We start from the raw sequence: 13,764 nt of genomic DNA on the forward strand, positions 1-13,764 counted from the left end.
TGATTTTGCAAAAATATAATGCCGGGCTCTGGCACCAGACCCCGGCATTTTTTTGCCTGTCAAAACGCCCCGTCGATACTGCGTGGCACGTTCAGCGGATTACCTTCGCGCAATACTTCTGGCAGTAACTCATCCGGAAAACCCTGATACGCCACGGGCCGCAAGAAGCGTTCGATCGAGCTCATGCCGACCGAGGTGAAACGGCTGTCTGAGGTCGCTGGAAACGGCCCGCCGTGTACGGTGGCGAAGGTCACTTCCTGTGGATGGGCGAAGGCATTGACCACGATGCGCCCGGTACGCCGCTCCAGAATCGGCAACAACCGTTGCGCTAATCCGAGGTCGGCGTGCTCAAGATGAATGGCAGCGCTCAGCTGTCCTTTGAATGAGCGAGCCACCGTCAGCAGTTCCACCTCATCGCTGACCGAGACCAACAACGCGGACGGGCCGAAAATTTCGTGGACCAGTGTCGGGTCGTTGAGCAAGTGCTGTCCCTCGACTTCCAGCAGGGCCGCACGCCCGGCGAGTGCGGCGTCGGCCGTCGTACCCACGGCGATCACCTGCGCGCCGGCTCCTTCCATCGCCATCAGACCCTCGACGTAGGCACCCTGAATACCCGGTGTCAGCATCGTTCGCGCCGGGGCCTCGCTGACCCGTTTGCGCATGGCATTGCGCAGCTCATCAAAACCCGCGCCGCGAATGGCGATCAGAATCGACGGACACAAACAGGCCTGACCAACGTTGACCAGCATCCGTTCGATAAAGCCGTCACCGATTTCGGCGCCGCGAATCGCCAATGCCTCGGGCAGGATGAAGGTCGGGTTGACGCTGGTCATTTCGGTGAACACCGGGATCGGCTCGGGACGCAATTGCGCGCGGCGATAGAGCGCCATGCCACCCGGTTCGGAGCCGGTGAAGGTCACGGCTTTGATCAACGGATGATCGACCAGCGCTTCGCCGATGGCATTGCCGCCGCCACGCACCATCGAGAAAACACCTTCGGGCAAGCCATGCGCCTGCACGGCTTTGCGAATGGCCCGCGCCTGGATTTCCGAAGCGCCGGGATGCGCGTTGTGTGCCTTGAGAATCACCGGCGCCCCGGCCGCCAATGCCGACGCGGTATCGCCACCCGCCACCGAGTAGGAAATCGGGAAGTTGCTCGCGCCGAAAATCGCCACCGGGCCGATGGCGATTTTTTGCAGGCGATGATCCATCCGTGGGCGCGGCTGACGCCGGGGTTGCGCCGGGTCGATGGCCAGTTGCAGAAAGCGGCCCCGGCGCACCACGTCGGCGAATTGGCGGAACTGTGTCGCGGCTCTCAACGCTTCGCCCTCAAGCTGAACTTCGGGCAGTCCGGTTTCCAGCGCAGCACGGGCGGCCAGTTCGCTGCGTACTGCGTCGAGGTTGTCAGCAATGCTCTCGAGGAACGCCGCGCGTTCGGCGAGCGAGGTGTGGCTGTAGCGGTCGAATGCCGCATCGGCGAGGTGGGCGGCCTGATCAACCTGCGCCGCACCACCGAAGGCGAACTCGGGTTCGATCAACTGGTTGCTGGCCGGGTTCAGCGCTTTCATCGTGCCTTCGGTGGCAGCGACATCCGCCGCGCCGATCAGCAAGTGGCCGGTCAGGCTCATTGTGCTTCACCCTGGGATTTGAGGTTGGCAATCAGATCGTCAGTGCTGGCAATCACGTGAGCGAATGTCGGGCCGTTGAGTTCGTGGGCGGCGTGCATCATTTCTGCTTTGAAGGCCGCCGTTGCATCGCGGACCAGGGTGACGTGGTAGCCCAGTTCCGAGGCATAGCGCGCGGTGGCTTCGATACAGGTGTTGGCCAGCAGGCCGACGATGATCAGGTGGGTGACGCCTTGCTGCTTCAGGCGAAAATCCAGGTCGGTGTTGGCGAAACCACTGGAACCCCAGTGTTCCTGAACCACGATATCACCGTCCTTCGGCGCGAAATCCGGGTGCCATTCACCGCCCCATTCGCCGCGAGCGAAGTGGTGCATGTGCATGATTTTGCATTGCGTCGGGGTCGGGTGATCCCAGTTTTCGTAGTCGCCTTTTTCCCAGCGGTGATGGGGTACGATGACCACCGGAATGTTCAGCTCACGCACGGTGCGGTCAAGTTTGCGCAGGTTGTCGAGCAGGCCGTTCTGCTCGGCCATCGGTTTGATCAGAGGGAACATCTTGCCGCCGTCCGACAGAAAATCGTTATACGGATCGACCAACAGGTAGGCGGTTCTGTCCAGTGGATAGGGGGTATTCGACATGGCTGCTTGCTCCGGCAATGAGATTATCGGTGCACAGGGCTTGTCCTGGCATCGTGTAGATATGATAATCATAGTAACTGTAAAAGAGGCAAGCCCTGATGGCAGTAAACGATAGTCTTCCTGACACGCTGTGCCCTATCTCCCGGGCCGAGACAATCGTCGGCGACCGCTGGACCGTGTTGGTTTTGCGCGAGTTGTTCATGGCCAATCATCGCTATGACGAGATCCAGGCACAGACCGGCGGTACGCCGCAAATGGTTGCCGCGCGTCTGAAATGTCTGGAAGCGGATGGGCTGGTCGAACGACGCTTGTACAACGAGCGACCGAAACGCTACGAGTATCACCTCACGGCGAAGGGCGAGGCGTTCTACCCGGTGATCATTGCACTGCGGGCATGGGGAGAGACTTGGTGCAAAGCACCGGAGGAGGGACTGGCGGTGAACATGACCCACAAAAACTGCAACCACAGCGCCGGCCTCGGGCCGCTGTGCGAGCACTGCGGCGAACCGTTGCGTCGGGAGGATCTGATCAGCCAGCCACGAGAAGCCTACGCTGCTGAACGGCAGGCGCGGCGTGAGGCGTTCAAAGGCAAATAATCTTGATCACGGCGTGCCGTTTTTACGGTGCAGCACGTAGCCGGGGCGCAGGCTCAAGCGATCGTAATAGGCTTTCACCGCGGCAAAATCCGGGTGAGCCAGTGGGGTTTCGAACCAGCGGTTCACCGACAGCCCGATGGGGATGTCCGCCAGGGAAAACTGTTCGCCGCTGACGTAGGCGCCGGTCTTTTCCAATTGTCGGTCGAGGATGGCCATGGTCTTCGACCACTGCTCAATGCCGTTCGCCAGCGCGGTATTGTCCTGATAGTCGGGCGACTGGCGCACCAGCGACATGAAGGCGTACGACCACGAGCGATTCAGCTCCGAAGCCTGCCAGTCGATCCACTGATCCACCCGCGCCCGGGTTTGCGGTTCGGTCGGATAAAGGTGCGAGCCGTCATAGCGCGACACCAGATAACGAATGATCGAATTGGATTCCCACAAGGTGAAATCACCGTCTCGAATCACCGGCACCATGGCGCAGGGATTAAGCGCGAGAAACTCCGAATCGTTGGTCGATCTGAAGCCCGCCCCCCAGTCTTCACGCTCGAAAGGAATGTGCAATTCAGCGCAAGTCCAGAGCACTTTGCGCACGTTGATCGATGAAGCTTTACCCAGTATTCGCAGCATTGGATGTCCCTTACCCAACAGTCGTCAGACCTACAGAAATACCACAGCGCAATAGAGAAGGCCCGCACAGTGCGGGCCTTCTTTTTCAGCGCATCAATCTCACAGACTGCTCGCCAGTTTCCCGCCCATCATCCGCCGACGGTAGGACGTGTCGCGATTGGCCAGCCAGAAATACAACGGCGAGGTCACCAACAGTCCCACCAGCCACGACAGGTCCGCACCGTTGATGTGCGCCGACACCGGGCCCACGTACAGCGGCGTGTTCATGAACGGGATCTGCACGGCGATGCCGATCGCATAGGCCAGCAAGGCCTGCGGGTTGTAGCGGCCGTAGATGCCGCCGTCGACCTGGAAGATCGACTGGATGTCGTACTGGCCTTTGTGGATCGCGTAGAAGTCGATCAGGTTGATCGCCGTCCACGGCACCAGCACTACGAGCAACACCAGCACCATGTCGACGAAGTGGCCGATAAAGTCTTTCGAGGCGCCGACGGCGGCGAAGCAGCAGGCCAGCAAGACAATGATCGAGATTACCGCGCGGCTCTTGGCGGTAGGAATCCAGCGGTAGGCGAAAGTCTGTACCAGGGTGATCAACGACAACACCGCGCCGTACAAATTGAGGGCGTTGTGGCTGATCACGCTGAGCAGGAACAGCACCAGCATCAGCGGGCCAATGGAACCCGTGGCGAGTTTGACCGCGTCCATGGTGTCCATGCCCACAGGCGTCGCCAGCACCGCGACGGCACCGAAGATGAACGCCAGACTCGAGCCCAGCGCTGAACCCAGATAGGTCGTCCAGAATGTCGACGAGACTTTCACGTCCGCCGGCAAGTAACGCGAATAGTCGGACACGTAAGGCGCAAACGCGATCTGCCACAACGCCGCCAAAGACACAGTGGCCAGCCAGCCGGACAGGTTAAAGCTGCCCCGGGTAAGGAAGTCATCAGTCTGAATATGGGTGAAGATGTAGCCGAAGCCGACGACGATGCCGATCCCCAGCACCCAGGTGCCGATGCGGTTGAGCACGTGAATGAAGCGGTAGCCGATGATGCCGATGATCCCCGAACCGACTGCGCCAATGACGATGCCGACCGGCACAGGAACGCTGTCGACCACGCCGTGCAAAGACTTGCCGGCCAGCACGATGTTGGAGGCGAAAAAGCCGATGTACATGACGCCGGCAATCAACACCACCAACAATGCGCCGAGAGAGCCGAACTGCGCGCGGCTCTGGATCATCTGCGGAATGCCCATCTGCGGGCCTTGCGCCGAGTGCAGCGCCATCAGCACGCCGCCGACCAGATGGCCGACGAGAATCGCGACGATGCCCCAGAGCAGATTCAAGTGAAACAACTGCACGCCCAGCGCACCGGTGACGATGGGCAGCGGCGCTATATTGCCGCCGAACCAGAGCGTAAACAGATCCCTGACCTTTCCGTGGCGATCTTCGGGGGGCACGTATCCTATCGTGTGTTTTTCAATCAGCGGAGCGGAGGATGCTGCAGGGGTAGCCATGACGAACTCCAAGGCAAGGATGAGTACGTGGACGTACTTCGGCAAGCGCCGGCACGGGCGGCGCATTTCTTGTTGAAGTGATCATGTGCAAAGCGTCGGGATAGATAAATTAGTAAGTTTGTTGCTTCAGACCTTAAAAAAAATATGCTTCGGCTGGCGCCGGCGTCCGGTATGTTCAAGCTTGATCGTGCGCCAGGGAAACAGGGCGAACACCCGCGCTCTTTGGGAGACTCACATGGCCGCCTATAACCTGCGCCAGCTCAAATACTTCGTCACCACCGCCGACTGCGGCAGCGTCGCCGAGGCCTCGCGCAAGCTCTACATCGCGCAGCCGTCGGTCTCCACGGCTATCAAGCATCTGGAAGAAAGTTTCGGCGTGCAGTTGTTCATCCGCCATCACGCCCAGGGTGTTTCGCTGACGCCCAGTGGCTCGCGCTTCTATCGCAAGGCATTGGAGTTGCTGCGCGTGGCTCACGAATTCGAGCAGAACGCGCTGGCCGACAATGACGTGGTCGCGGGGCAGATCGATATCGGCTGTTTCGAAACCGTCGCGCCGCTCTATCTGCCGCGTCTGATCGCCGGTTTCAAAGCTCGCTGGCCGGGGGTGGAAATCCGCATTCGTGATGGCGAACAACAAGAGTTGGTACAGGCCCTCACTGCCGGTAGCATCGACGTGGCGATGCTTTTCGAACACGACCTCGACAGCACCATCGAAACCACGCCGCTGATGCCGCCGCAGCAGCCATATGCGTTGCTGCCGGCCAGCCATCGCTTCGCGCAGCAGGCCAAGGTCTCGCTGGATGATCTGGTGCTGGAGCCGATGATCCTGCTCGACGTGGTGCCGAGCCGCACCTATTTCGTGAGCATCTTTGAAGAGCGTGGCCTGACACCGAACATCGTCTTCAGCTCACCGTCGATCGAGATGGTGCGCGGTATGGTTGGCAACGGTTTCGGCTTTTCGATTCTGGTGACCAAACCGTTCAGCGACTACACCTACGACGGCCAGCAAGTCGTCTGTGTGCCTCTGGTGGAAGATGTCACTGGTTCGGGATTATCGGCGGCCTGGCTGCGCCGGGTGCAACTGACCAAACCGGCGCAGTTGTTTGTCGATCATTGTCGCGAAGAGTTGGCCCGGCTGCACCCGTGAGCGCCGTCGAGCCGCTGGTCAGAGGCTGATAAACGCCAGCATCCGCCGCAGCATGGCATCGCACGCCTGCAACTGTTCGAGGCTGACAAACTCGTCGGGCTTGTGGCCCTGGTCCATGCTGCCGGGACCGCAGACCACCGTGGGAATGCCCACCGCATCGAACAGTCCACCTTCTGTACCAAACGCTACAGTGCCGAAATCCTTTGAGCCGCAGAAGGCTGAAATCAATTCCGCCGCTTGGCCTTGTGCATCAGTAGCCAGCCCCGGATACGCCGACAAGGCACTGAAGCGAATATCACTCTGCGCACTGACCGCTCGCATACGCGGCAGCACTTCGCGCTCGGCGTAGGCTTTCAGCGCTTCGGCGACGAGGGCTGGATCCTGCGAGGGCAGGGCGCGGATTTCGAAGTCGAAACGGCAATCGGCAGGCACGATGTTCAAGGCCTTGCCGCCGCTGATCACGCCGGTTTGCACCGTGCTGTAGGGCGGATCGAAGCGCGCATCGTGATGCTCCGGCGCTTTCAACTGCTGGCCGAGGCGGCCCAGTTCGCCGATCAGTTCGGCGGCGTATTCGATGGCATTGACGCCGAGTGGCGCGTAGGCCGAATGGCACGGATGGCCGTGCACATCGCAGCGCATCGCCAGTTTGCCTTTGTGGCCGAGCACCGGTTTCAGCTCGGTCGGCTCGCCGATGATGCACAGCAGCGGTTTGACCGGGCGCTGCTCCAGAACCTTGAGCAACGAACGTACGCCGAGGCAGCCAACCTCTTCGTCATAAGACAAGGCAATGTGCACCGGCATGCGCAGCGGCGTTTTAGCCAGTGACGGCACCAAGGCGAGTACGCAGGCGATATAACCCTTCATGTCTGCGGTACCGCGCCCAAACACCTTGCCGTCTCTTTCGGTCAGTTCGAACGGTGGCAGCGTCCACGGCTGGCCATCCACCGGCACCACATCGGTGTGTCCGGACAGCACAATGCCCGGTTGATCCACCGGGCCGATCGTGGCGAACAGGTTGGCTTTGCTGCACTCATCGTTGTAGATCAGCGCGCACGCCACGTCGAAACCCGCGAGGTAATCGCGGACGAATTCGATCAATTGCAGGTTGGATTCACGGCTGGTGGTATCGAACGCCACCAGTGCCTTGAGCAACTCGACGCTGTTCATCGCTCGTCCCCGGCCACGCCATAGCCCGGCGCTTTCGCCGGATCGAGGGCGCGGTCGATGTAGTCCTGAAGCTGCGGTTCGTAAGCGTTCCAGAGTTTTTGCAACTGGCCGATCGGGTCTTCATCAGCCCAGTCGACGCGCAGGTTGACGATCGGCCAGGTCTGCTCGCCGACCACCACGACAGCGGCCGAATGCACCGGGCCGGCTTCGCCGCCGAGGGCTTGCGCGGCGTGCAGGGCCTTGAGCAGGCGATCAGCGAGTTGACCTTCACCGTCCTCAAAGGCACTGACCATGGCTTCGATCACCGAGCGCCCGGCGAGCATGTTGCCGGCCGCTACGCATTGTTCGCCGGTGACTGCGTTGTGCACGCCGAGAGTTTGCGCCCCGCTGAAATGTGCGGTCTGGCCGAGGTGGTTGATCGCGGTGATCTGGCGGTACTGGCTGTAGCCGTTGCGGGTCAGGACTTTGTCCAGCGCATCGTCCGGCGCCAAACCTTGCTCCATCAGCGCGAGGACTTCCGGGCCGAGTGAGGGCAGGGTGATGTTCTGGCTCGACACCGCGCCAACACCCGGCAGCAGCCACGGGCAGCGGGCGCCGACGGCGATACTGGAGGAACTGATGGCGACACCGAACTGGCCGGTTTCGGCGCAGCGGGCTGCGATTGAAAAGGTCATCTAATGAACTCCTTGTGTGTCTGGACTGGCCTCTTCGCGAGCAAGCCCGCTCCCACATTGAAATACATTCCCCTGTGGGAGCGAGCTTGCTCGCGAAGGCCGCGACTCGGTGTGATGCCTTACTCAGGAATCACCGCAATCACATCAATCTCCATCAGCCACTGCGGCTGCCCCAGCGCCGACACCACCAACCCGGTAGAAATCGGGAACACGCCCTTGAGCCACTTGCCGACTTCGCCATACACCGCCTCGCGATAACGCGGGTCGATCAGGTAAGTGGTGGTTTTGACGATATGGCTCATGTCGCTGCCGGCTTCTTCCAGCAGTTGCTTGACGTTGCGCATGGCTTGTTCGGCCTGCGCACGCGGATCACCCAGGCCGACCAGATTGCCGTCGAAATCAGTGCCGACCTGGCCACGCACATACACGGTATTGCCGGCCCGCACGGCCTGGCACAAATCGTTGTCCAGCGTCTGATTGGGGTAAGTGTCTTTGGTGTTGAACATGCGGATGCGAGTGTGGGTTGGCTGGCTCATGTGAAACTCCTGAAGATGGCGTGCCCCGGCGCAATCGGCGCCGGAGCGAAAAAGGCAATCAAGCGTCGACGGTATCGGCGGTTTTGTTGTGGCTGCTCGAATGCAGCGCGGCTTCACGCTGCTCGGCATCGCGGTAGTCGAGGTACTTGCGCTGGGTGGCGATGTGATCGGCGACGTGTTTGGCGTCGTGCCAAACACCCCAGATAAACGACGAACCCCGGCGCGACTGCCATGGCAGGCCCAGGAAATACACCCCCGGCTCGCTCGACACGCCGCGCTGATGCACAGGCTTGCCCTTGTCATCGAACGTCGCGACCTGCAGCCACGAGTAATCCACGGCGAACCCGGTGGCCCAGATGATCGAGGTCACGCCAGCCTTGGCCAGATCCAGATCGGCCAATGGATTTTTCACGCACTCAGGATCCGGATAGGTTTCGCGCGCTTCCGGTTCTTCCGGCAGATCGAGGCCGTTGCGCTCGATGTAGGCATCGGCAGCATTCAGCAGCGCCAGGTAGTTTTCGTCGCCGCGAGCGAGGTTGCCGAGCAGATCCTGCTTGAAGGTCACCACGCCGTTATTGAACGATTCGGTGACGCCAGCCAGGGTCATGCCGCGATGGGCCAGACCACGGAAATCGATGGTGCGACCGCCATGGGCGCCGCTGACTGCGATGGTCACGTGCTCGCGCCCCGGTTTCATCGCTGCCTGATCCCACTCGCCGAGCACACCCAGCCACCAGCAGAAATCACGGTTGCGATAAGCGCGAGGCGGGCGGTCGTGGGCGCCGACCGACAGATAAACCTGCTTGCCGCAGCGTTGCAGTTCATCGGCGATCTGTACGCCGGAAGAACCGGCACCGACCACCAGCACTGCGCCTGCCGGCAATTGCTGCGGATTGCGGTAGTCAGCGGAGTGGATTTGCAGCAGACGTTCGTCTTGCGGGGCAATCGCCGGGATCACCGGTTTCTGAAACGGCCCGGTCGCGGCGACTACGCGGCTGGCTTCGATCACGCCTTCGGAGGTCTCGACAGTGAAACCCGGGCGTCCGACATTGCGCACCACGCTTTTCACTTCCACACCGGTGCGGATCGGCGCATTGAATTTCTTCGCGTAGGCTTCGAAGTAGTCGGCTACACGTTCTTTCGGGGCGAACCCGTCGGGATCGACGTCATCGAATTCCAGGCCGGGAAAACGATCGTGCCACGCCGGGCCGTTGGCAACCAGTGAGTCCCAGCGTCCGGTGCGCCAGCGTTCGGCAATGCGATTGCGCTCCAGCACCAGGTGCGGCACACCGAGTTTGCTCAGGTGCTCGCTCATTGCCACGCCCGCTTGGCCGGCACCCACGATCAGCGTGTCTGTTTTTATTATTTCAGGGGTCATCTCTACATCCTTCCTAGCAAGGCAGTGGGATTCGGGCCGCTGTTGGCTTGTCCGTTTGGCTTTAGGTCAGACTAGGGAGAGGGGGGATATCGGTAAAATATTATTAAGCTGGGATGTGAAGATAAAATTCTGATGCAGAGGGGCGAAAGCCTTTAAAAGCGCGGGTTGCAGCTCTGGATGCGGGAAGGTCGGGGTGAACCTGACTCTTAAATTTCACGCTTGCGTTCAAGCGCCGCCCCATGACCGGTGAGGAGTTTTTTCGCCGTCTCGGGCTCATTCGGCAATTGGCCGCTGAGATCCCAGATTTCGAGCATTTTTTCGTATTCGAAAGCATGGCGCGGGTCGAGTTGTATCCAGCGCTGGAAATCCTGGCGTACAGCCGGCGGACAGTCATCATCGTGCAGACGCATGCACCAATCGGCGGCTTGCAGAGAGATGTCTTCGTCCATTTCGTTGAGGTCGGAAGGGGTCATTGAACGAGGGTAACAAAAAAGTCCGTCAAGCGATGCCGACGGACTTTTTTAATGCCGAATTTTCAGCGTTTGAGAAACGCTAGCAAATCCTCATTCAAGGCCTGCGCATGCGTCACCGCAAAGCCATGTGGCGCCCCTGCGTAGACCTTCAACTCGGCGCCTTTGATTTGTGCGGCAGCCTGTTTGCCAGTGGTTTCGAACGGCACGATCTGATCGCCGTCGCCATGGATCACCAGCGTCGGCACATCGATCTTGGCCATGTCCGGGCGGAAGTCGGTTTCCGAGAACGCTGTGACGCAATCCACCGTGCCTTTGAGCGAGGCCAGCAAGGCGATATTCAGCGTTTGCGTGAGCACACCGTCAGAGACTTTCTGGCCTTGGTTGGTGCCATAGAACGGCGCAGCGAAATCCGCAATGAACTGCGCACGATCCTGCAGCAGGCCCGCCTTGATGCCATCGAACACCGAGGTGTCGACACCTTGCGGGAAGTCGGCTTTCTTGCCGAACAGTGGCGTCACCGCGCCCAACAACACCAGACCGGCAACGCGCTCGCTGCCATGCCGGGCGATATAGCGGCTGACGTCGCCGCCACCCATGGAGAAGCCCACCAGTGTCACGTCGCGCAAGTCCAGATGGTTGATCAGTTGCGCGATGTCATCGGCGAAGGTGTCGTAGTCGTAACCGGTCCACGGCTGGTCGGACCGGCCGAAGCCACGGCGATCGAACGCGATGGTGCGATAACCACGGCTGCTCAGGTATTCCATCTGGTATTCCCACATGTCGGCATCCAGCGGCCAGCCGTGGCTGAACAGTACGGGTTTACCGCTGCCCCAATCCTTGTAGTAAATCTCGGTACCGTCTTGCGTGGTGAAGGTGCTCATGGAAACTCCTGCTTCAGGGTTCGCTGCCGAAATGGCGGCATTCACTATCAGCGCAAAGCGATCCGGCTACTTGTATGCAGGTGCTGGTTTTGCGCCGGAACAGTCGTGGGTTGCTGCAGAGTTGTATGATGCAACCTGAAACTACACGTTCGGCCACTGAGAGGGAGTACGTTTACGTGAAACGCAAAAGTTTGCAGGGCAATGCCTGCCCGGTCGCCCGGACGCTGGACCTGATCGGCGACTGGTGGTCGTTGCTGATCATTCGTGACGCGCTGGACGGGATCCGGCGTTTCAATGATTTCCAGAAGAGTCTGGATATCGCGAAAAACATGCTCAGCGCGCGCCTCAAGGGGCTGGTGGAGCAGGGGATTCTGCAGGCGATGCCCGCCGCCGACGGCGGGGCCTATAAGGAATACGTGCTGACAGAGCGTGGCAAAGCCTTGCAGACCGTGATCGTCGCGCTGTCGCAGTGGGGCGGTGAATTCATGTACGCGCCGGGTGAACCGGGGTCAGTGATGGTTGATGCAAAGGATCGTCAGCCGATCCGCAAGTTGGCGTTGACGGCGGCCGATGGTCGGTCGCTGGCTCCGGAGGACGTTGCGACGCGTATGGGTGTTGAACACTGAAAGGCGGCGCTGATTAATCAGGGTATGCCTGGCGGGACTGCGATCCCTTTTGTACATTCCTCGTTACAAACCCGACAAAAGGTCGAAACGATTGTTTGACGTCAAAATGATGGCCATCTAATATCGCGCCACTATTTTGATGTCACTTTCGTCTCGAGGGATCGAACATGTCCTCACCCGCCCTCGTGGCGAGGTTGTGCGTAGCTTTGCTGTGCCTGTCTCCACTTCAGATTGCCGTTGCTGCACCGACCCCCGGTGACACCGACCTTATCCGTGACCGCCAGAACCGCCTGCTCGAAGAGCAGCAGCGACGCCTTGAGGAACTCAAGGATCTGCCCGGCAAGGACGCCAAGCCTGCGCAACCGGCAGCCCCCACCGATACCCGCTGCTTCCCGATCAAAGACATCGAACTCAAGGGGGCCGACAGTCTTTCCGAGCGCGATAAAACCCGCCTGCTCAAACCCTATATCGGCGAATGCCTGGGCGTGCCGCAGCTCAACGAGCTGCTCAAGGTCATCACCGATCACTACATCGAGAAGGGCCTGGTCACCAGCCGCGCCTACCTGCCGCAGCAGGATCTGTCCACCGGACACCTGCAAGTGCTGGTGGTCGAAGGCAAGCTCGAAGGCATGAAAGGCGCGGAAAACAGCCAGCTCTCGGCGCGCGAACTGGCCATGGCTTTTCCCGGCAAAACCGGTGAACTGGTCAACCTGCGCGAGATCGAGCAAATGGTCGATCAGCTCAATCGTCTGCCATCGAATCAGGCAAAAATGGAGCTGGCGCCCGGACAGAATGTCGGTGGCAGTGCAGTGCTGGTCACCAACACGCCGCAGAAACCATGGCGAGTCGGGCTGTCGCGCAACAACGACGGCCAGCGCAGCACCGGTGAGCAGCAGTGGGGCACCACGTTTGACTGGGACAGCCCGCTCGGCCTGGCGGATCAGTTGAGCCTGCGCGGCGGTCACGATGCCATGACGGATCATCAGCACACCTCCCGTAACGCCATGCTCAATTACAGCTTGCCGTGGGGCTGGTGGACCTTCAGCTACACCTACAGCCAGAGCGAATACCGCTCGCAAATCGCCGCCAACCTCTACAACTTCAAACAGACTGGCGACAGCGAAAACCATCAGTTGCGCGCCGAGCGGGTGATCCACCGCGACGCCGTCAGCAAGACCTCGCTCAGCGCGGGTCTGTCGTATCTGCGCACCAACAACTTCATCGAAGACAGCAAACTCAAACTGAGCAGCAACCGCATCAGCGAAGCGCAGTTCGGCTTCAACCACGGTCGCCGTGTCGGCAGTGCCTTCGTCAACTTTGACGCCGGCATGCAAGAGGGCATCGGTGCCTTCGATGCGCAGGGTAGTCATGATCCGGGTCCGGGTGAACCGAATGCCCGCTACCGCAAATACTCCGCAACGCTCAGTTATTTGCAGCCATTCAAACTCTGGGGCGAGTCGTTCAGCTTCAGCAGCCTGATGACCGGTCAGCGCAGTGAAGATGTGCTGTTCAGCCCGCAGCGCACCAGTCTCGGTGGCTCGTCGTCGATTCGAGGCTACAAGGATCAGTCGCTGTCCGGCGACAGCGGTGGTTACTGGCGCAACGATTTGCGCTGGTCGCGTCCGGTGACGGTCGAGTGGCTGCAACCGGTGTTCTCCGAATACGGCACCAGCCTCGGTTACGACCAGGGTGTGATCCAGAACGGTCGCTACAACGGCGATCAGCACGGGCGGATGTCGAGCAACTCGCTGGACCTGTTTGCCCGTGGTCAGCATGTCGCCGCCAGCGTGACGTTTGCCCATTCCCTGGAACGCCCCGATGCGCTGACCGAGCGTGAAGCACCGATCTACTTCCGTCTGGATTTCTTCCTCTAATACC

Annotated in this window: 14 protein-coding genes; 4 read left to right on the forward strand and 10 right to left on the reverse strand. The window is 60.3% G+C overall.

The window, feature by feature from the left end; genetic code table 11:
* Window positions 1-59: 59 nt before the first annotated feature.
* Together ACZ0A4_RS06575 and ACZ0A4_RS06580 are read right to left on the reverse strand one after the other, a co-directional pair.
* The gene (locus ACZ0A4_RS06575) at window positions 60-1,628 is read right to left on the reverse strand and encodes an aldehyde dehydrogenase (NADP(+)) (protein WP_463573684.1); all 1,569 of its coding nucleotides are present in this window, start codon (window positions 1,626-1,628) and stop codon (window positions 60-62) included.
* Window positions 1,625-2,263, reverse strand: coding sequence for a cysteine hydrolase family protein (locus ACZ0A4_RS06580; RefSeq protein ID WP_463573686.1), 639 nt, complete (start codon window positions 2,261-2,263; stop codon window positions 1,625-1,627). The genes ACZ0A4_RS06575 and ACZ0A4_RS06580 overlap by 4 nt, the downstream gene beginning before the upstream one ends.
* A 98-nt stretch (window positions 2,264-2,361) precedes the next feature.
* Between ACZ0A4_RS06580 and ACZ0A4_RS06585 the strand changes: the two genes are divergently transcribed.
* On the forward strand, window positions 2,362-2,859 hold the full coding sequence (locus tag ACZ0A4_RS06585; protein WP_463573687.1) for a winged helix-turn-helix transcriptional regulator: 498 nt from the start codon (window positions 2,362-2,364) through the stop codon (window positions 2,857-2,859).
* Between the two features lie 6 nt (window positions 2,860-2,865).
* Here ACZ0A4_RS06585 and ACZ0A4_RS06590 read toward each other — a convergent pair whose 3' ends face one another.
* Both ACZ0A4_RS06590 and ACZ0A4_RS06595 read right to left on the reverse strand, forming a co-directional pair.
* Window positions 2,866-3,489, reverse strand: a complete 624-nt coding sequence (locus ACZ0A4_RS06590) for a glutathione S-transferase family protein (protein WP_463573688.1) — start codon at window positions 3,487-3,489, stop codon at window positions 2,866-2,868.
* A 99-nt stretch (window positions 3,490-3,588) separates the two neighbouring features.
* Window positions 3,589-5,004, reverse strand: a complete 1,416-nt coding sequence (locus ACZ0A4_RS06595) for a purine-cytosine permease family protein (RefSeq protein ID WP_007910838.1) — start codon at window positions 5,002-5,004, stop codon at window positions 3,589-3,591.
* A 235-nt stretch (window positions 5,005-5,239) separates the two neighbouring features.
* On the opposite strand from ACZ0A4_RS06595, the gene ACZ0A4_RS06600 reads away from it, so the two are divergent.
* Window positions 5,240-6,151 carry a LysR family transcriptional regulator gene (locus ACZ0A4_RS06600; RefSeq protein WP_463573689.1) on the forward strand — a complete coding sequence of 304 codons (912 nt, stop codon included), beginning with the start codon at window positions 5,240-5,242 and terminating at the stop codon, window positions 6,149-6,151.
* A gap of 18 nt (window positions 6,152-6,169) precedes the next feature.
* Here the strand turns inward: ACZ0A4_RS06600 and argE are convergent, their stop codons facing one another.
* The 6 genes from argE to ACZ0A4_RS06630 all read right to left on the reverse strand — a co-directional run bounded on the left by argE (window position 6,170) and on the right by ACZ0A4_RS06630 (window position 11,260).
* Window positions 6,170-7,318: an acetylornithine deacetylase gene (gene argE / locus ACZ0A4_RS06605; RefSeq protein ID WP_463573690.1), complete on the reverse strand. Its 1,149-nt coding sequence runs from the start codon at window positions 7,316-7,318 to the stop codon at window positions 6,170-6,172.
* Window positions 7,315-7,992 carry a DUF1028 domain-containing protein gene (locus ACZ0A4_RS06610; protein ID WP_463573691.1) on the reverse strand — a complete coding sequence of 226 codons (678 nt, stop codon included), beginning with the start codon at window positions 7,990-7,992 and terminating at the stop codon, window positions 7,315-7,317. Before ACZ0A4_RS06610 ends, argE begins: the two co-directional genes overlap by 4 nt.
* 119 nt (window positions 7,993-8,111) lie before the next feature.
* On the reverse strand, window positions 8,112-8,528 hold the full coding sequence (locus ACZ0A4_RS06615) for a RidA family protein (protein WP_007910844.1): 417 nt from the start codon (window positions 8,526-8,528) through the stop codon (window positions 8,112-8,114).
* A 58-nt stretch (window positions 8,529-8,586) separates the two neighbouring features.
* Window positions 8,587-9,906: a flavin-containing monooxygenase gene (locus ACZ0A4_RS06620; protein ID WP_463573692.1), complete on the reverse strand. Its 1,320-nt coding sequence runs from the start codon at window positions 9,904-9,906 to the stop codon at window positions 8,587-8,589.
* A 206-nt stretch (window positions 9,907-10,112) separates the two neighbouring features.
* Window positions 10,113-10,379 (reverse strand): FecR/PupR family sigma factor regulator, encoded by a 267-nt coding sequence (locus tag ACZ0A4_RS06625; protein WP_463573693.1) that lies wholly within the window; start codon window positions 10,377-10,379, stop codon window positions 10,113-10,115.
* Between the two features lie 62 nt (window positions 10,380-10,441).
* A complete protein-coding gene (locus ACZ0A4_RS06630; protein ID WP_093437554.1) occupies window positions 10,442-11,260 on the reverse strand; it encodes an alpha/beta fold hydrolase in 819 nt (272 codons plus the stop codon).
* 176 nt (window positions 11,261-11,436) lie between these two features.
* Between ACZ0A4_RS06630 and ACZ0A4_RS06635 the strand changes: the two genes are divergently transcribed.
* Together ACZ0A4_RS06635 and ACZ0A4_RS06640 are read left to right on the forward strand one after the other, a co-directional pair.
* A complete protein-coding gene (locus tag ACZ0A4_RS06635; RefSeq protein WP_463573694.1) occupies window positions 11,437-11,886 on the forward strand; it encodes a winged helix-turn-helix transcriptional regulator in 450 nt (149 codons plus the stop codon).
* A 167-nt stretch (window positions 11,887-12,053) separates the two neighbouring features.
* Complete coding sequence (locus ACZ0A4_RS06640) at window positions 12,054-13,760, forward strand: ShlB/FhaC/HecB family hemolysin secretion/activation protein (protein WP_463573695.1); 1,707 nt, start codon at window positions 12,054-12,056, stop codon at window positions 13,758-13,760.
* Window positions 13,761-13,764: the final 4 nt, after the last annotated feature.

Source organism: Pseudomonas sp. AC172 (genome assembly GCF_979258595.1).